Below are 18609 nucleotides of genomic sequence, written 5' to 3'. Positions count from 1 at the left end.
CTCTAATAAAATTATGTATGCATTATTTTACTGGCATCTGGCACGCGCCTGCACCTTGAGTCGTTACCGTCACTACTGCACCAGTTAACGAAAATAGCTGTTGCAGTTGGGTTTGCGCATTTTCTAGTGCCATGTTCATGACATCACCACGACAAGCGCGTTCGAGTACTTCTTTTTTTGCCATACTTTGCGCTTGTTGCAAGATTTTTGGATCGACTTGCATCATGCCAAAAGCACCCGTCTGCCAATCATAAATCTCGATATCGTCTAGATAAACCGAAAATATCTCTGATGGTGGGATGGTAATATTGATTTGCGGCATCACTGAGACTGGCGTATTGGCACCCGCTTCTTGTACCTCATCGACGTTAATTTCAGGCTGCACCACTTGTACCATCTCAGGGGTAAGTGCACTTAAATCAATCCCCGCCTCCACTCGTCCGCGCGCGATAAACAAACCCTTTTGCTCGTCTTGCCACAGCTTCATCCAACTGCCAGGACGTTGACTGGTAATGACGGTATCGACACTGAACGCCACCGTTTCCAAACGATTCAATTTTTGGATTTGTGTGACCACGCCTTCACGAGTAATGGTTTCTATCGGCTCTTCCTTGGTTATATTCTGCACACTATAAATAGCAAAAACGATAGCTGCTAAACCGATGAGCCATATCATCCACGACATCATCGCAATGGGTTTTTTCGCTTGTGAGTTAGTCGCATCATTATTAATAGGAGATCGGTTGTCAGGATTATTCATATAAACACCCTCAGAGTTTTATCATTTATTTTTATTAAACGTATAACAAATAACTGTCTAAATGATAAATGCTACTTTTGAGCAGCAACTTCAAGTAATAACTACCAATACGCTACATAATGACTAGCACTACCATTTACTATAAATACCCTAAAAACTGGTAAATAATCGAGTTGTAGTGACCTCATTTGCTCGTTTAAGTCACGTTCTGTCTGAAAAAACAAAAAGTCATTGCGTCTTAGGCTAACTTTACCTAACATAGTCAGATTGTATAAGCAAAATGTTGGCGTACATCTATTTTTCTGGTCTTTATGCGTAAAGTATGACGCTGCCAACATCGACGTTTTAATGCAAAATGAAAAGTTCCAGCCTTTTTGTAAGGCGTTTTATGAACGCACTTTCTATTCATGTACTGTTTGTCGCAGTACTTTTTAGCTAGGCATGTCCTAGACTATTACCAAGTGATACAAAGGTAAGCTTGCGTCGGCCATCAAAGCACACGCTCAATATCCTACTATTTCTTATTTATTTTATCGTTGATAAGGTTACGCTTTATTTATGAAAGCCAGTCAATTTTTATTTGCCACTCTAAAAGAAACCCCAAGTGATGCCGATATCGCCTCAAGCCAATTGATGGTGCGTGCCGGTCTTATCCGAAAGATTGCTTCTGGGTTATATATTTGGTTGCCCATGGGGCTACGCATCTTGCAAAAAGTCGAACGTATTGTTCGTGAAGAGATGCAAGAAGTTGGTGCACAAGAAGTGCTCATGCCGATGACCCAGCCTGCCGAGCTTTGGCAAACGACCGGACGCTTTAACGATTATGGTCCTGAGCTATTGCGCTTCAAAGACCGTCATGATCGCGACTTTGTGCTTGGTCCGACTCATGAAGAAGTCATCACCAATCTGGCGCAAGGCGAGCTGCGTAGTTATAAACAATTACCAATCACCTTTTTCCAAATTCAGAACAAATTCCGTGATGAGATTCGTCCACGTTTTGGTGTGATGCGCGCACGCGAATTTACCATGAAAGATGCTTATTCGTTCCACGTTGATCAAGCGTCACTCGCCAAGACTTACCATGATATGTATGACGCTTATACGCGTATCTTTACCCGTTTGGGCTTAGATTTCCGTGCAGTACAAGCGGATACTGGTTCTATTGGCGGTTTTGCTTCACATGAATTTCATGTGTTGGCAGACAGCGGCGAAGATGATATCGCCTTCTCTGATTCTTCTGATTATGCGGCCAACGTTGAGCTTGCCGAATCAGTAAGCACCGCTGAGCGCCAGCCACCGAAAATGGCGCGCGAAGACGTCCTAACGGAAAATATGACCAGCTGTAAAATGGTTGCTGAACATTTAGGCTTACCATTAGAAACGACGGTCAAAACGTTAATCGTCCATGGTCATACCGAAAATGATGAGCCACAGCTTATTGCTATCGTATTACGCGGTGATCATCAGCTAAATACGATCAAAGCTGAGAAAATCGAAGAGGCCAATGTACCGCTGACAATGGCTTCTGATGAAGAACTGAAAGCTGCTGGTCTGCATAAAGGCTATATTGGCGTTAATTTGGATATACCTGTCTTCGTTGATCGTTCGGCAGCAACTTTGTCAGACTTTGTATGCGGTGCCAATGAAGTCAATAAACACACCACTGGTATGAACTGGGCGCGTGATGCGAGCATTACACGTGTCGTTGATGTACGCAATGTACAAGAAGGCGACCCTTCTCCTGATGGTAAAGGCAGCCTAAAAATCAAACGTGGTATCGAGGTCGGTCATATCTTCCAGTTGGGTGATAAGTACTCGCAAGCGTTAAATGCTACCGTATCTGGTGAAGATGGTAAGCCTGTGACCCTAATGATGGGTTGCTACGGTATTGGTGTGAGCCGTATCATTGCCGCTGCTATCGAACAAAACAACGACGAAAACGGTATCATGTGGCCACAAACGCCAACGGTTAATGATTCAATCGCTCCTTTTGAGGTCGCTATCATACCGATGAAGTCAAAAGAAGAGACCGTCATGCAGACAGCGACGGCACTCTATGAAGAGTTAAAAGCACAAGGCATCAATGTGCTTCTTGATGATCGTAACGAGCGTCCAGGTGTTAAGTTTGCTGATCTTGAATTGATTGGTATTCCTCATCGTATCGTGGTTTCAGACCGTAACTTGGCTGAAGGCCAGTACGAATACGTCAATCGCCGTGAGACAGAAAAGCAAATGCTGAGCCGTGAAGAAGTCATTGCAAAAGTAAGCGGAAAATAGTTTTTCAATAAAAACTATGCCATAAAAAGCGCCTATCTCATTAAATGAGATAGGCGCTTTTTTTACTTCTAAAAAAATGAAAATTGTTATTTGATATTATATTTTTTGGCAATCGCCTTACTACGTTTCTGTGTTTCATTAGCGGTGCAAACATTAGCGCTAATCTGAGCGTATACCACAGAATTATTCATTGGACCTTCGTAGTCAAAATCACACTTATCGCTGCGAATCTTTAACCATATACGCTGTTCTTTATCCAACTGCTGTTGTTGTGTCTTATTCAAAGTACGATAAACGCTCATATAGATTTTATTAAGGCGATTTTTTTCGACTACAATCGCATCGTTACCACAATCATAAGCCACTTCCATATAAGCATCTTCACAGTTATATTGATTTTCCACAAATGCAGCCTGTGCCAACTGCAAGGTAGCTAGAGACAAAGTAGCAGTCCCTAGAGCAGTTGAAAAGCTGGTTTTTAAATTCATAACTGCATCTCAATATTCATAAAATAAGGTTTATTGAGTATAGAAAAGAACGCGCATCAATGAAAGCTAAAAATTAATATTTATTTACTGCCTAATCAAGCGGCTTGGCTGTGGCATTAAGCGGATATCACTCACACGACAAGGGTTGATATCGATACCGCCTCGGCGTGTATACCAAGCGCGAACCATCAGCTCACTTGGCTCATAGTATTGACTCAAATCAGCAAATATCTGCTCCACACATTGCTCATGAAAACCATTATGCTGACGAAAACTTAAAATATAACGCAGTATATTAGCCGTATTAATGGGCTTATCCGTCGTAATCGAAACCGCCAACGTCCCCCAATCTGGCTGATTGGTCACCGGACAATTACTGCGTAGTAAATTAGAATAGAAAATATAAGGCTCAGTGCCAGTATTTTCTAAAATAGAGCTACTGTTTAAATCTTTATCACTACTTAGCAATGACGCATCAGGATGCTCACACAATGCGACTTTTTCGCTACTATTAGCAAGCGCGTCATCAATACAAACACCCTCAGGTTGAGCCACCAATAATCCTGATGTCTTATTATGCAGGTCGTCATTTAAGCCAAACAACTCAACTTGCACGTCTGCTTTTACACAGGCTGATAAGTCTTTAGCAATCAGCGCTTGCACATCATTCCAACTAGCGAATTCAGTAAAGTTGATACTGTTTAGATAGAGCTTAAGTGACTTTGACTCAACGATAAATGGCGAGCTGGCTGGAATACCAAAACGCGCGATAGCCACTTGCGAGAGTCCTTTCGGATTCAACCAAGACATCTCAAATGCCTGCCACCAATCGATGCCAACCACTAACTTATCGTCTTGCCAGCCAATGACATCGCGACCCATACTGCGAGCGATAGGATACAAGGTCTCTGGACTATACTCGGTTGGATAGTCAGTGGTTTGCTCACCCAAGATACCGTGAATACTCATAAGTTACTTACCTTTCATGCTTAAATATAATGAAATAAAAACCAGTCATTTTACAGCAATGGGCTATTTTATGGGAATCATTTGCCAGTCTGATGCAGAATCTGTCTTTACATAGTTAAAGCGTACTCGGTAAGCAGCAGTATCGCTATCGTTCATTTTGAAATAGAAATCTACCAATAAGCTCTCATTGGTAATCCATTCAACCTCTACCTTGCGAACCATTGGACTATCTTCGCTACCATTATAAAATTTTAAATGTTGTCGGAATTTATCGTAATCCCTGTTATTTTTTTCGTCATACTGGTAAGCATCGCTCTTATCTTTTTTCCAGATCATGACATTTTCTTCTCCTGGAAACTCAACTTTAACCGTAGCTGCATAAGTCATATCTGGTGAAAACGTCAAATGAGATCCTTCAAACTCTTGCTTGAAGCCTGAATCTAAATCAATCAATACTGTATTGTTAGTCTCATATATTTGCCCAGATAAATAAAGCCAGTTGTTATCTGCATCATAATGGTCTAAAAGATAAACATATCTAAGCTCTTTTTCCCCTTCTGCAAAATCGTCCATCAATATGATAAGGTCATGATTTGGTACCTTTATGATAGTCTTGTTTAGCTTGCGAGAAATGTATTCTGATAAACCCCATTTCTTGATGAGTCTTTGATTATAAATCATCAAGCTTTTATCTAAGCAATCTTGATAAATCCGCTCATCTTCACTACTGCAATTCTCACCCCAGTTAGGATAAACGGGCTTGTCTAGTACCTCCCAAACATAGTCATCCATCGCCGCTTTGGGCAGGTCTGCTTGCGCAGGCACCGATAGCATCAGTAGCAATGCACTCGCCATACAGATGCGAATTGAGGTGGCGACTGATAGAGTTATTTGCATATGAGAGCTAGACCTTTTTATTGTTTTTTAATCGTTGATATTAGCATCAGGTAAAACTCTCTGCCATTCACCCTCTTTATTATTAGCCGCATAAATATAGCGCACGCGAAATGCTACCGTGTCAGTGGGATTGACTCTGTAATAAAAATCAACGTTAACTTTATTATCGCTTGTCCAACTGATATCTCGCGCTTCGTACACCTCATGTTTTTTGTCATTATCATAATCTTGTTCATATAATTCATTACTAGCAAATATCGTTGCATAGCGTCCGTCATTGTCAGCTTTTTGACGCTCCCATATTATGATATCTCTGGTCACACCTTGCCTACCATTAAACCCTACCACTTGATTCATGTCGCTAGAAAACTTAAGATTGGTCGCATACAGCTCTTGCCAGCGCCCTGTGTTTAAATCGACAATGACAGTCGCTTGAGTCTCATACATCGTATGTAGTAACTGTAATAAATGATGCACTTTATCGTAGTACTGCAATTCATAGTGAGCGCTATGTTCCTCTTCAAACGGTACAAGATAATCTTTAAATACTAATGGCTGCTTTTGATTCGGTATACTGATATAAATGGTGTCCTTTTCTCGAACGACTCTGTCACTCAAGCCCCACTCTCGGCTTTGTGCATTATCAGCTTGGGCTAACGATTCAAAAATACAGTTTTCATAATCTGTAAATGTTTGATATTCAGTATGATCGTATCGACAGCTGCCTTCATACCAGTCTATGGCTACAGGCGCAGCGACTTTTATCCATATCTCTTCACCTGTCGATGGCTTTAAAGCTAAAGGCGCTGCCTGTGCATCTAAGGATGCTATTGTGGTCAATATAAATAGTCCTGCGACAGTCAACACCGTCTTTATACAATGAGAGATAGCGATCATTTACCTACTACCTTCATACAGTTGCCACTTATCCGTTGAGGCATTTTTAATAAAGGTATATCGTACTCTAAAAGCCGCTGAATCCGCTTCATTCAACTTATAAAAAGAATCTGCATAAAACTTATCACCATTTACCCAAGTAAAGATTTCGCTATCATAAACCTGCTGTGCTTTATCTGCTTGATAAAACTTTTTATGATTGTCGTAGTTTTTTGAATCGTCACTACTGCTATAGACTTGTTTATAGTAGCCTTCATAGTAACCGCTATCTTGTCGCTCCAAAATATTGACGTGTTCCGTCGCTCCCATTTCACTTTCAAAACCGACTATATATCTCATATCAGGAGAGATACTTAGCTTTCTGAGACTAAAATCTTGCCAAAACCCAGTAGCCAAATTGACTAGCGTCAAGCTCTCTCCTTCATAAAATCTTTGATGTATTGTCAGTAATTTCCGTGATTTATCGTAGTCTTGTAGCGAATAATAAGGATTAAAATCCTCCTCATAAGGACTGGAGTAATCAACAAATACTAGTGGGTTTTTCCGATTAGCGACTTTGATATAAATGGCATTTCTCTCTCTAACGACTTTATCGCTGATACTCCATTGCTTACTAAGCGCATTATCCGCATCTTCCCTCAAGTTATACAGACAGTTTTGTAGCGCATCATAAGTTTCATATTTGTAGTCGTTATGGCAATCATACTTATACGTTGCAGGATCTACAGGCGTCTCCATGACGACCCAATCATAATCATCCATTGCCGCAAATGGTGCTGCGATAGCAATACTAGATACTGCCATCAACAAACCTGTGGTAAGAATCTTACCTATATTTGTTATTGAAATTTTTTGCATAAAAAAGCCCAACAATGTTGGACTCTTATAATAAGGTGACAAGCTACATTTTACAAACTAATCTACAAGCGCACACGTGAGCCATTACTGAGTAAACGATAGGCAATGGTATAGAATACCGCACAGAAGACAAAAATAGCCGCCATCGAATACCAGACATTCACATCAGAATAACCAAGAATACCGTAACGGAATGAGTTCACCATATAAACGATAGGATTTAATAGCGAAATATTTTGCCAAAATGGTGACAAGTTTTCCATAGAGTAAAACACACCACCAAGATAGGTCAATGGCGTAAGCACAAAGCTTGGAATGATAGAGATATCATCAAATGAGCGAGCAAACACGGCGTTGATAAAGCCACCAAGTGAAAATAAGATAGACGTACCCAGTACCGTAAATACCGTCACAAATAAATGCTCAATGCCAAGGTCAGTAAAAAATAGTGCGACTATTGAAACGATGATACCAATGGCCAGTCCACGAAAGATACCACCACTGATATAACCCATCAAAATCGCATGTTTGGATACTGGCGAAACCAATAGCTCCTCGATACTGGAGGTGAATTTGGCACTAAAGAAGCTCGATACCACATTGGAGTAACTGTTGGTAATAATCGACATCATAATGAGGCCAGGCACGATAAACTGCATGTATGGTACGCCGCCCATTTCACCGACACGCGAGCCGATCATCTTACCGAAGATGACAAAATAGAGACTCATCGTAATAACTGGGGGCAGCAAGGTCTGTGGCCAAATACGCAGAATTCGGCGAACCTCTTTTAATAAAATGGTGCGAAAAGAAATCCACTTTTTATTCCATGACATGGTTTTATTAGGATCTATCATTTCTTGACTCACAATCCTGCCTCCTTCATGCTGTCTGCACTTTGGATATTTTTGTCTACTAAGCGCATAAATAGCTCTTCCAGTCGATTGGCTTTATTACGCATACTGGCTACCGTGATACCTTGCTCAGATAACTGGTCAAAAACACCATTCAACGATTCACCTTCAGTCAGTGTGACTTCAAGCGTCTGATCATCAGGCTGCGATGTGTCTGTCACTCCTGCCAAAACCAATTGACGCGTAAGCGGTGTCTCCAAATCAAAAACAAAAGTCTCAACCGATAGCTGCGCTAGCAAGTCCTTCATCTCGGTATTAATACGAATCTCACCATGATCCAAAATCGCAATGCGTTTGCACAGCTGCTCCGCTTCTTCAAGATAATGAGTCGTCAGAATAATCGTGGTGTTTTCTTCGATATTAATCTGCTGCATAAACTCCCACATAGAGCGGCGTAACTCGATATCTACCCCAGCGGTTGGCTCATCCAAAATCAATAATTTTGGCTTATGAATCAGCGCCCTTGCAATCATCAACCGGCGCTTCATACCACCTGATAGCTCACGTGACTTGCTATTGCGCTTGTCCCACAGACCTAGCGCCATTAATAATCGTTTTGCCCGTGGGCGTGCTTCTTTGGCAGGAATACCAAAGTAACCGGCCTGTGTAATCAAAATATCTTCGACTTTTTCGAACATATTAAAATTAAACTCTTGTGGGACGATACCAAGATACTGTTTAGCGATAGACGGATTCTCTAGTAAGTCGGTGCCAAAGATCTTTACGCTGCCAGTTGTTGGTTTAAAAAGCGAGCTAATAATACCAATCATGGTTGATTTACCAGCACCATTTGGCCCCAGCAACGCAAAAAAACCTCCTTGCGGGACGGTTAAACTGACATCTTTGAGTGCCGAAAACCCATTGCTATAGGTTTTGGATAAATTCTGGATAGCAAGTGCTGGTACCTCAGACATGAAAACCTCTTTATTGGTTATAAATTTATGTAAAATCGTTTTTAGAATATAAATAGACAGAAGAGACTGTGTAGTGTCATAAAGTGAGGCTAGTATCGGTGAATTTCAACTGTAATGCCTTAGAAGTACTGTATTGATAATACTCATCATTAAAAAAGCGCCTATCTCATTTAATGAAATAGGCGCTCCACTGATATATAGGGTAAAAGGCTTAGCCAGCTATTCAATAAAATTAGCTTGCTTCACCAACCATATAATCGACAGCGTTTTGAACTTCCTCATCAGGGATATCAGCACCACCTTTAGCAGGCATGGCGTTAAAACCATTGATAGCATGAGTATATAATGTTTCTTTACCCTTGGAGATACGTGGTCCCCATGCACCAGCGTCACCTAAGATTGGTGAGCCAAGTAGACCTGCCGCATGACAAGTCTGACATACCGCGTTGTATACTGCTTTGCCATCACGAGGGCCGTCACCCGCTGATGGGCCAGCGGCGCGTGCCGTCACATCACAAACTTCATCGTCTTCAAAGCACACTTTAGCAACTGGCTGAATGCGAGCAATTAAGTTAGGATACAAAGCAATCAGCTTTTGCACTTGCGGCGTATCTTGCGGAATAGGCTCTTCATCAACCGCAGGTGCGGCAGCAGCAGTTTCTGCCGCAGGTGCCTCGCCATCAGTCGTATCTGCAGCAGCTTGGGTATCATCACCCAACTGCTCAGGCGCATTTGTTACCACTTCCTGCGCTGCTGCTACATCAGAAACAGTTACAGGAGTGTCTACAACACTTTCAGCTTGGCTCACCGCGATACTAGCGATTCCTAGAATGGCAGCTGCCGATAACATAACTACTTTTCTCATTCGTCACGTTCTCTTATTACATATACAAAGGCTTATACGGCTCAGACATTCTGCTTGTCCTCCTTTGACAACCAAATAGTTATCAATAGCAAACAGCCATCCCGCGTACTAGCACACTTGTAATCGGTGATTATAAATATGAATTCTCCCTGTCATTATAAGGGAAAAGGCAGGTAGATTGCCATGCCTGTTTAATGACTATCCTGTTTTTTCTTAAAAAACATCAATCACTGTCTTCATTCATTGGCTTTATGGATTTTATTTGTTAGACTAAGCGGTCTTTATTTTTCGACATCTTTACTGCTCATAACGCTCGTTTAGGCATGATGTTGATAATACCGTATGCCGTTGTTATTATGCGCTCGTAGCTCAGTTGGATAGAGTATCGGTCTCCGAAGCCGAGGGTCGTGGGTTCGATTCCCGCCGAGCGCACCAATCATCATATTACAGCCTTCCCTAGCATTACCAAAAACCTCTAAACCCCTTTATATTAGTCGCTTTATGTCTTTTGATATAACTTGTCATTACCTAGTAGCACCTATAGAATGTTGTACATAGCGTTGTACATACACAACATTGCTATTCTATGACTCTTAGAGGTGTGATGATGAATAAGCGCAAAAACTATCTACTAACTGACAATGGTGTAAAAGCAATAGCCAAACAGTCAGCACCTACTAAACGCACCAGACATAGTGACGGTGACAGCCTCTCCTTAATTCATGATCCTAAAGGCTCGCTTTATTGGGTAATGTCTTATCGCTACCAATCTGACAAAGATATTCAGCCAAAGCAAAAAACTTATCATATAGGTACTTACAAGCTCTCCTCACAAGTGATAGATACTAATTTCAAGCCCGAAGTTTCTTTGAAACAAGCAAGGCTTGAGCGTGATAGTGCCAAAAAACTAATTAATGATGGTATTGATCCCAACGAGCATAAGAACAGACATAAAAACAGCTACGAACAAAAAGATTTATTCGAAGTCCTAGCTAGAAGCTATATGTCAGAAAAATCAAAAACTACATCAAAGAACGTACAAAAGCTGCAAGGGTTTCTAGATAACCATATTCTAAAGCATATAGGTGAATATCCTATTGGTGCAATCACAGCGCAAGATATTATTAAGGCAGGACTTGCTATTCAAGCCACTTTTGAGCAGCAAGGCAAACATACCTCTGAAACCGCTCATAAATGCATGGGACTTATCAGCTCAATATTTGACTATGCTATTAACACGCTAGGTTATGACATTGTTAACATTGCCAGCGGACGTAATAAAGCATTACGACCTCATAAAGCTGAGCGCATGAAAGCCGTTGAGCAGCATCAATTCCCTGAACTACTTCGAAATATTGACAGCTATATAGAAAATCATCCAAACGGTCATCAACAAACTGTCGCTGGATTACAGCTAATGACACTATGTTTTGTTAGGACTAAAGAATTGAGGTTTTTTGAGTGGTCAGAAATTGATTATCATAAAAGCGTTTGGCGTGTACCAGCTCATAAAATGAAAATGCGTCAAGATCACATTATCCCGCTGTCATCCCAAGCAATGGCAATTATTGAAAGCTTAAGGCCACTAACAGAAAGTACTGGCTATGTTTTCTATAACTTTGAGTCAAACAAGCCATATAGTGAAGCATGGTTCAATCAGGCGTTGAATAGAATGGGCTATAGTGGCGATCCCTACCCTAAAATGACAGGTCATGGATTTAGACAGCTTGCCAGCACCGGCTTATACGAACTACAATTTTCCGAAAGCATTATCGAAATACAATTAGCACACCTTGAGCAATCGAGCGTTAAAAAGCGTTATGATCTGTCAGCACACTTAGCCCAACGTCAAGTAATGATGAATAAATGGGCGAACCATTTAGATGACTTGCGAGCTGGCAAGGCGGTCAGCTTTGACTTACTGACCCCTAATGAACTCGCCAAAGAAATGGATAGCCGTAACGAGCAAGCCACTGATATCGCGCTGCATGATAAAGATATATTGATAAACAGCTTACGGGCACAAGGCGTATCTCAACAGGTATTAGCCAAACTTGCCGAGCAACTTTAACAACACCGATTTACTAATTATCGTCAGCATTAGGCTGGCAAGCTAATATTGATAGCGTTAATCGCTGTCATAATCGATTGCAAGGCTAGGATTAATTACCCGAACGACAGCAATTGCACCCTTAGCTGTCAGCGCCTTGCTCCTTTTTTGCTTTAGGGGTGTGAGGGTGCGAGTCATGGGAATTATTTACGAAAAAATGCGAAATAATGAAGGAACGGAAAAAATTTTAGGTATAGAAGAAACTTACAAATTCATTAATTTTTATAATTTTATTGAGTTATTAAAACTTTATGCAGATGACAGCAAAGAAGTAACTATTAATTATTTAATTAATGATGATGATTTTCTCAAGCTAGATTTCTACCATTTAATAGAGGCAATGGCCGATAAAAATGGAGTTGTGCCTGATGAAGAAAGTATGTACGAAGACTACTCTACTAAGATCAAAGATTTTCCTTATACTAAATTGTTACATATTCATCGCAGCTATGACGACTATGCAACTGACGACCCAGTGAGCTACCCAACAGAAGATTTTTTAGAACATCTTTTAGAAGATACTCTAGACGATAATTTTATTGATATGTACTGGAAAGTTGAAGACATATTAGAGCTAGCGTGTATAGTCAGCATAGAGTTAAATGCAGAGATTTTTGAAGAATATATTGCAGCATTCAATAGTGACGCTCGTGAAACAGTCAGTTATATTAGACAAATAAAAAATCTTAAAGAAAAACTAACAGTAGAACAAGAAAAATCAGCTCAAAGCCAAAATTTTGATGCTAATGCGTATGATACTGCCATCAAAAAATTAGCTGAACAAAACAATCAAATCAAAGACTTACTAAGCAAAATAGAGAACTTGGAAAAAAAATCTATACCAAATAACGATAAGACAATGCATCCAAGAACGGCTAATGTTGCGAGTAAAATAATAGCTGCTCTTACCAGTGAACTTTTAAAAATGGACTTAACACAACCTTTTACCGCTGATACCAATGGAAGGATAAAAGAAGCTATCGAAAGACAAGGTAATACAGTAAGTAAAGATGTGATTGCACACTGGCTAAAACTTGCCCATGAAAATAGTATTTAATTCTAACTAGGTTCTAGTTAGAACTTCTATTTTTCTAACTAGAACTATCGAAAAGTGCCACCCCGTATTATCCACTCCATAGCAAAGCCAATTACTGGCTATAACCAACCATGCTATGGAGTGAGTCACAATGAAATTAAATGATCAATACCTAAGAATGGCAGACCTTGCCAACCAGCCAGCGCGTACCGCTAAGACCTACACTACAAAGTCAGGCCAAAAGCGCACCGTCACCGCCAAAACCGCTACACGCGGTATCACAGGCTTTAGTGCTAAGCACATCTATCATCTAATTAATGAAGATCAATTCCCCACGCCAATTAAAATTGGGCGCGCCAGCCTATGGCGCTTGTCTGATATAAATAGCTGGCTAGATAGCCACAACACTACTAATAGCCGCGAGGTATAAGCTATGACCACCTCAAAGCAACCTACCAAGAAAACTTATAGCCAAATAATACTCAATCACTTGCTGGCAGGTAAGAGGCTTTCAAATATGGAAGCTTATGACCAGTACGGCATGACTTGTTGCTTGAAACGCATTAGTGAATTACGGGCCAAAGGTATAGTCATTCAAGATGAAATGATTAAAAAAAATGGTAAGCGATACAAATCGTATTGGATAGAACAACCCGTCACCATGACTAATAATGACCACAATACGCAAGGCACACTCAAGGCAGGTGATACCCGTCTATGCCCAATCGTCTACGAGGGGGACTAGATGAATACTACCTTAACAGATATACATGAAAAAGCCCGTGCTGTGAACATGGGCGCTGACACTATATTACAAGGCTGCAAACCAGCCACACGGGAGCAACTGGTAGGCGATACTTTTTTAATCAAACTGTGTGACATATTAGAACCTGAACGGCTGATATCCGTTACAGACAATACTACTATATATCATGGTAATGAGATTGGCAAAACCGAATTAACCGCTGGCACGATAGCCCTACGTTTGCACGATAAACAAGGCGATATAGTAGGCGCGGTATTCTACACACCAAACAGCAAAGCAAAGCCCATTGTCATTGATCCTACAGGGTATGGCGCTATCGTCATTGGTGAACCAAACAAAACCAGTGAAGTAATAGCCTTTAACGATCCTGATAGCGGTATTGATGTTTACAGCTACCTGATGGACAGTGATAAGACAATCATTGTTAGCCCTCATAAAACAAAGCAATGCCTTAAAAAGATGGTACAGCACTGGAGCAGCGGATCACAGGTTACTGTACCTATGACACTTGATGACAAGGGCTTAATCAACCTATTAGCAGGTGTGAGGGCGCAAGCATTGGTCACAGTGGCTCATATCGTCACTATGCTACAGCATGACAGCTATGAAGCGATACTGTCCGCTGATGACACCCAGCTAGTTAATTTACAAGACACTGCCTATTATCCTGAGTGGCGCGATGATCCCCAGCTGAATGAACCAATGATCTACAGCGATGGGCGGTTTGAGCTTTACCATGATGGGCTATTTTTCGTGAAGTATAACGATGACGACCCAGCAAACATAACTTTCAAGTTTAAGGCGTTTGTTTGTTCACCACTTGAGGTTATCGCTAAGACACGGGACACAGGCAGCGGTACATGGGGGCGGTTATTACAGTGGCGTGATGATGATGGTGTGTTGCATACGTGGTCAATGCCTTTAGCACTACTGCAAGGTGATGCCCGTGAATACCGCAAAGAGCTGGCTAGTCAAGGCTTGAACATTACCACCAACCCCAAACAGCGCAGCTACTTAGACACCTATATTCAAAACTACCCTATTCACAAACGGGCGTTATGCGTGGATAAGTTGGGCTGGCATGATAAGCAATATATATTACCTGACAGAGCCATAGGCAGCGATGGTAAGCAGCTTATTGTCTATCAGTCTGCAAACAGCATTAACAGCACCCTAACCCAGCAAGGAGAGCTAGCACAGTGGCGTGATAACTTATGCAAACCATTAGCAGAACAAAGCCGTTTTGTTTTCTCTATTGCTTGCGCGTTTGCAGGGCAATTACTGGAGCTACTAGAATATGACGGGGGCGGTTTTCACCTCTTAGGCTCATCAAGCATGGGCAAGTCATTATCGCTTAAATTGGCTGCTAGTGTATGGGGCAACCCTGACAGGTACGTTAAGACATGGCGTAGCACTGATAACGCACTGGAGGGCACAGCAAGCGAGCACAACGACAGTTTTTTACCACTTGATGAGATTAGCGAATGTGATCCCAAAATAGTCGGTAAAACCGTTTATATGCTTGCTAATGGTCAAGGTAAAGGACGTAGTACCACCACGGGACACAATCGTATAGCCAAAACATGGCGCATTATCTTTTTGTCCAATGGTGAGGAGTCGCTACAAAACTTCATGGCGCAAGCAGGACAGAAAACTAATGCAGGTATTGAGGTTCGAGTGGCGCATATAGATGCTGATGCTGGCAAAGGGTTAAAGACGTTTGATAGTTTGGTACTGGCAGACACCAGTGAAGCCCAAGCCGATACGATCAACGAGTTATCACACGCTTACTATGGATCAGCTGGCATAGCATGGCTAGAACATATCACCAGTGACAAAACAGCGACCACAACCAACGCTGGGCAGCTTGTCAGTAGCTTTATGAGTCAGTACAGCGACCTAACAGCGCAGGCGCATAGAGTGGCTAAACGGTTCGCTATTGTAAGCGCAGCTGGAGAACTGGCAACACAGGCAGGTATAACAGGTTGGCAAGCAGGACAAGCAACTAAAGCCGTGATGACTTGCTTAGATAATTGGCTTGATAACTATGGGCGTGATGGTGAGCATGAGCAGCGCCAAATCATAGATCATATCAAAGCATTTATTGAACAACATGGAGCGAGTCGCTTTCAACCTTGCTATAAAAACACGCGCTTGAACTTTGAGGAGAGGACACCAAACCGCGTAGGCTATCGCAATATGGACACGGGGGATTATTATTTTTCTAAAGAAACTTTTGATAGCGTATGTGCGCCTTTTAGTAAAAAGAAAGTATTACAAGTGTTAGAGGAAGTCGACCTACTACTGCTCAATCAAGGTGATCGTAAAACCTATAAAACATCTGATACTTTATTTAATGGCAAGCACCGTCCATCTGTTTATGCGGTTACTGCCAACATACTTTCTTGTGAATCTATGAAAAAGAACGGGACAGACGGGACGAACGGGACAGGCTATATGCGTTAAAGGATTTCGCTGTCCCATTGCTAGAAACCGTAACGGGTCGAACGGGACAGGATTTTATATTTTGGCTTTTCTGTCCCGTCTGTCCCATTGCTAAAAACCGTGACGGGACGGCTGTAAGCTATACCAATTAAGTGCTGTCCCGTCTGTCCCGTTTGTCCCGTTTGTCTCAAGTAAAATAGCGAAGCGTAGAAAAATCAGGAAGCTTTATAAGTTATTCTGATAACAAAACCCCTCTACTCAGTAATATGGTAAATTTTTTAGATTATAAGTATAGGTTGTGAGATGGCTTGACTGTATTCTAAACCCAAGAGTTACATGCTATTAAACCCAACTTTTTTTAGCTAAAATATCAAATACATAAGTACGAAATTGTATTTTTTCTCTGTTTCTCTTCAGAATCTTACCAAATATATGGAAACAGGCTTGGAAACAAAACGCAGTAAACAGGAAAAAACGGAAACAAGATACCCCCACCTCTAAGTAAGATGGAAACAAGAAAAATTGACTCTTAGACCAAATAAATCAAGCCCCTTGATGGAAACAAAGATGGAAAAAGCAAAGGAAACGGAAACACAAAATTTTGAAAAAATCAATTTATTAATCATATTCTACAATGCCTAAGAGCCTCTTCAAAATACCTATTTCACATCCAAACACCTAAATTATTATTAAACATAAGTATATTAAAACTTAAAAAGTGATTCGGATTTGGCAGTAAGAGCAGTATCATTTTTTATGTGATCCTACCTATTTTTAATAGTATTTAACCAACTGTATAACTTTTGACCAAAATCCTTATTTTTGGGGGAGATTCAATTTTTGTGAACCGTTAATATATTGGTTGTAGGCAGTAAGCAACTGACTATATAACCTAAACACTTAACGGAGTAACAACTATGAAAATTTATATGAATAATAGTAGTCAAGGTGCAGGCTTTCCGAGCACAACAGACAATCCATCAGGTGGTGGTCGTGACAACAATCCACCCAAGGGTAAATAAACCAACTAATAATAAGGAGATTCAAATGTCTAAAAATATAGATAATAAATCGCGTCCTCAATACCCAGATAACAAACCTAGCATGGAAGAGTTTGAAAAATCAGGTAAAGGCCGTAGTAACAAGCCAACTTCCAAATAGTCTCTAATCTCGTTTTTCAACTCAAGCCACATGTTCAATACGTGTGGCTTGCTTCTTTAAATAATCTGGCCATTCGACACGTGGATTGTTTACATGTGCACTGACCATCTTCTCGTACTTAGCTGTCATAGACTCCCACAATCCATAATACTCATCACAGATAAAACAATGTTGTTCTTTGGTCTGCTTGTTAAGCTTATCCGTGTGCTCATAAATACTTTGAAAGAAAGCATATATGAACCATGTCATGCCTTCAGCAGTAGGAGGAAGTCCACCAAGTTCATTTATATTTGCACTTTTTATATATTTAATAAACGATTTCTGAAAATTAACCAATACTTTGTCAGGCTCATCTTCTGGAGAGTCTTCCATACCCAACAACCAATAAAACTCTTCAAGACTAATCCAGTTTCTCTTACTATCACGTTCGCTTTTTCTATCTAAAAAACTATACAGCTGACCTTCCTCATCATTTGTCTTCCAATTTATCTTACCTCGAAGACGATAGATGCTTTTTGGCATCTTTTTAGGTTTTAAGTTTTTATGAGAACCAGAGAAACAAAGATCTGTTAATATAAAGTGTATGAACGATCGTGAGGTACAAGTGAAAGGATTACCATTTTTGTTAGTTAGCTTGTATTTTTTAGTTACTGTGTCATATTCCCATTTATCTGGATCTCGCTTATGCATAAACAACCAACCCAGACTAATCGGCATAATATCTTTTGAGTAAAAATTAGCATGAACCACAACATCAAGATTAGCGATAAAACTAAGCACTATAAACGAATAGAAATCCCCTACTGGCATGTTTATATTAAGTACCTCATCTTCATAGTTAAAAGTCTTAAATAAGTAAGTCTTAAAATTTGTAATAAGCTTACTATTAAATTTCTGACTCAAACAGTCATCTACAATTCTAGCATGCTCAAGTAAGTGAGTTGATTTTTCAGCACCGAACGTACGTACCAATGACTCATAAGGATGGCTAGATAGCCCCCCTTCCTCTAATTTTATATCTTCTGGTTTAATACTTCCTTTTTCCTGCGTCGTAGCTATATTATCAAATATATCTGCAATCTGTATTTTCTGCTTTCTAGGTATTTTAGACAGCCCTTTTGTCAGCTTTCTCATTAAACCTTTGCCTTCAGGCATACCTTTCTTCAAAAGAAGCAAGGACGGGAACATACTGATGTTATAACGCAACTTCTCATCTTCGGTATCACAAAGGTTAATATTCTTATCTGTCATG

At 40.6% G+C, this 18609-nt stretch carries 16 protein-coding genes and 1 tRNA gene; 7 read left to right on the top strand and 10 right to left on the bottom strand.

The features are described from left to right. Nucleotides 1-22: 22 nt before the first annotated feature. The gene (locus AK822_RS02895) at nucleotides 23-760 is read right to left on the bottom strand and encodes a DUF4230 domain-containing protein (protein WP_060490512.1); all 738 of its coding nucleotides are present in this window, start codon (nucleotides 758-760) and stop codon (nucleotides 23-25) included. A 558-nt stretch (nucleotides 761-1318) separates the two neighbouring features. Here AK822_RS02895 and AK822_RS02890 point away from each other — a divergent pair. Continuing rightward, entirely contained in the window at nucleotides 1319-3037 is a 1719-nt protein-coding gene (locus tag AK822_RS02890) for a proline--tRNA ligase (RefSeq protein ID WP_060490511.1), read from the top strand. Nucleotides 3038-3123: 86 nt separating this feature from the next. Here the strand turns inward: AK822_RS02890 and AK822_RS02885 are convergent, their stop codons facing one another. From AK822_RS02885 to AK822_RS02850, 8 genes are all read right to left on the bottom strand, one after another. Continuing rightward, the gene (locus AK822_RS02885; protein ID WP_060490510.1) at nucleotides 3124-3525 is read right to left on the bottom strand and encodes a lysozyme inhibitor LprI family protein; all 402 of its coding nucleotides are present in this window, start codon (nucleotides 3523-3525) and stop codon (nucleotides 3124-3126) included. Between the two features lie 84 nt (nucleotides 3526-3609). Beyond that, entirely contained in the window at nucleotides 3610-4494 is an 885-nt protein-coding gene (queF, locus tag AK822_RS02880) for an NADPH-dependent 7-cyano-7-deazaguanine reductase QueF (protein WP_060490509.1), read from the bottom strand. A 63-nt stretch (nucleotides 4495-4557) separates the two neighbouring features. Continuing rightward, nucleotides 4558-5391 carry a hypothetical protein gene (locus AK822_RS02875; protein ID WP_060490508.1) on the bottom strand — a complete coding sequence of 278 codons (834 nt, stop codon included), beginning with the start codon at nucleotides 5389-5391 and terminating at the stop codon, nucleotides 4558-4560. A gap of 27 nt (nucleotides 5392-5418) precedes the next feature. Next, complete coding sequence (locus tag AK822_RS02870; RefSeq protein WP_060490507.1) at nucleotides 5419-6288, bottom strand: hypothetical protein; 870 nt, start codon at nucleotides 6286-6288, stop codon at nucleotides 5419-5421. Next, the gene (locus tag AK822_RS02865) at nucleotides 6289-7146 is read right to left on the bottom strand and encodes a hypothetical protein (protein WP_060490506.1); all 858 of its coding nucleotides are present in this window, start codon (nucleotides 7144-7146) and stop codon (nucleotides 6289-6291) included. Between the two features lie 62 nt (nucleotides 7147-7208). Beyond that, complete coding sequence (locus AK822_RS02860) at nucleotides 7209-7982, bottom strand: ABC transporter permease (RefSeq protein WP_060492153.1); 774 nt, start codon at nucleotides 7980-7982, stop codon at nucleotides 7209-7211. A 29-nt stretch (nucleotides 7983-8011) separates the two neighbouring features. Further along, entirely contained in the window at nucleotides 8012-8974 is a 963-nt protein-coding gene (locus tag AK822_RS02855) for an ABC transporter ATP-binding protein (protein ID WP_060490505.1), read from the bottom strand. 232 nt (nucleotides 8975-9206) lie between these two features. Then, nucleotides 9207-9839, bottom strand: a complete 633-nt coding sequence (locus AK822_RS02850) for a c-type cytochrome (RefSeq protein WP_060490504.1) — start codon at nucleotides 9837-9839, stop codon at nucleotides 9207-9209. Nucleotides 9840-10197: 358 nt separating this feature from the next. Here AK822_RS02850 and AK822_RS02845 point away from each other — a divergent pair. From AK822_RS02845 to AK822_RS02820, 6 genes are all read left to right on the top strand, one after another. Then, a tRNA-Arg gene (locus AK822_RS02845) sits at nucleotides 10198-10274 on the top strand. A 172-nt stretch (nucleotides 10275-10446) separates the two neighbouring features. Continuing rightward, nucleotides 10447-11910, top strand: a complete 1464-nt coding sequence (locus AK822_RS02840) for a tyrosine-type recombinase/integrase (protein WP_060490503.1) — start codon at nucleotides 10447-10449, stop codon at nucleotides 11908-11910. A gap of 175 nt (nucleotides 11911-12085) precedes the next feature. Further along, nucleotides 12086-13006, top strand: coding sequence for a hypothetical protein (locus AK822_RS02835; protein WP_060490502.1), 921 nt, complete (start codon nucleotides 12086-12088; stop codon nucleotides 13004-13006). A 130-nt stretch (nucleotides 13007-13136) separates the two neighbouring features. Further along, a complete protein-coding gene (locus AK822_RS02830) occupies nucleotides 13137-13415 on the top strand; it encodes a helix-turn-helix transcriptional regulator (protein WP_060490501.1) in 279 nt (92 codons plus the stop codon). A gap of 3 nt (nucleotides 13416-13418) precedes the next feature. Further along, on the top strand, nucleotides 13419-13730 hold the full coding sequence (locus AK822_RS02825) for a helix-turn-helix domain-containing protein (protein ID WP_060490500.1): 312 nt from the start codon (nucleotides 13419-13421) through the stop codon (nucleotides 13728-13730). After that, nucleotides 13731-16217, top strand: coding sequence for a DUF927 domain-containing protein (locus AK822_RS02820; protein ID WP_087945541.1), 2487 nt, complete (start codon nucleotides 13731-13733; stop codon nucleotides 16215-16217). Between the two features lie 1161 nt (nucleotides 16218-17378). Here AK822_RS02820 and AK822_RS02815 read toward each other — a convergent pair. Next, entirely contained in the window at nucleotides 17379-18608 is a 1230-nt protein-coding gene (locus AK822_RS02815; protein ID WP_060490499.1) for a hypothetical protein, read from the bottom strand. Nucleotide 18609 lies beyond the last annotated feature (1 nt).

The organism is Psychrobacter sp. P11F6, from assembly GCF_001435295.1.
In the GTDB taxonomy this organism is placed as follows: Bacteria; Pseudomonadota; Gammaproteobacteria; order Pseudomonadales; family Moraxellaceae; genus Psychrobacter.
This window is presented reverse-complemented; position numbering and strand designations above follow the sequence as displayed.

What these genes read in the sequence shown, in the direction of transcription:
- AK822_RS02870 (WP_060490507.1), bottom strand. Translation starts at nt 6,288, where the DNA reads ATGATCGCTATCTCTCATTGTATAAAGACGGTGTTGACTGTCGCAGGA.
- AK822_RS02890 (WP_060490511.1), top strand. Translation starts at nt 1,319, where the DNA reads ATGAAAGCCAGTCAATTTTTATTTGCCACTCTAAAAGAAACCCCAAGT.
- AK822_RS02875 (WP_060490508.1), bottom strand. Translation starts at nt 5,391, where the DNA reads ATGCAAATAACTCTATCAGTCGCCACCTCAATTCGCATCTGTATGGCG.
- AK822_RS02820 (WP_087945541.1), top strand. Translation starts at nt 13,731, where the DNA reads ATGAATACTACCTTAACAGATATACATGAAAAAGCCCGTGCTGTGAAC.
- AK822_RS02885 (WP_060490510.1), bottom strand. Translation starts at nt 3,525, where the DNA reads ATGAATTTAAAAACCAGCTTTTCAACTGCTCTAGGGACTGCTACTTTG.
- AK822_RS02850 (WP_060490504.1), bottom strand. Translation starts at nt 9,839, where the DNA reads ATGAGAAAAGTAGTTATGTTATCGGCAGCTGCCATTCTAGGAATCGCT.
- AK822_RS02835 (WP_060490502.1), top strand. Translation starts at nt 12,086, where the DNA reads ATGGGAATTATTTACGAAAAAATGCGAAATAATGAAGGAACGGAAAAA.
- queF (WP_060490509.1), bottom strand. Translation starts at nt 4,494, where the DNA reads ATGAGTATTCACGGTATCTTGGGTGAGCAAACCACTGACTATCCAACC.
- AK822_RS02825 (WP_060490500.1), top strand. Translation starts at nt 13,419, where the DNA reads ATGACCACCTCAAAGCAACCTACCAAGAAAACTTATAGCCAAATAATA.
- AK822_RS02895 (WP_060490512.1), bottom strand. Translation starts at nt 760, where the DNA reads ATGAATAATCCTGACAACCGATCTCCTATTAATAATGATGCGACTAAC.
- AK822_RS02830 (WP_060490501.1), top strand. Translation starts at nt 13,137, where the DNA reads ATGAAATTAAATGATCAATACCTAAGAATGGCAGACCTTGCCAACCAG.
- AK822_RS02860 (WP_060492153.1), bottom strand. Translation starts at nt 7,982, where the DNA reads ATGTCATGGAATAAAAAGTGGATTTCTTTTCGCACCATTTTATTAAAA.
- AK822_RS02865 (WP_060490506.1), bottom strand. Translation starts at nt 7,146, where the DNA reads ATGCAAAAAATTTCAATAACAAATATAGGTAAGATTCTTACCACAGGT.
- AK822_RS02855 (WP_060490505.1), bottom strand. Translation starts at nt 8,974, where the DNA reads ATGTCTGAGGTACCAGCACTTGCTATCCAGAATTTATCCAAAACCTAT.
- AK822_RS02840 (WP_060490503.1), top strand. Translation starts at nt 10,447, where the DNA reads ATGAATAAGCGCAAAAACTATCTACTAACTGACAATGGTGTAAAAGCA.
- AK822_RS02815 (WP_060490499.1), bottom strand. Translation starts at nt 18,608, where the DNA reads ATGACAGATAAGAATATTAACCTTTGTGATACCGAAGATGAGAAGTTG.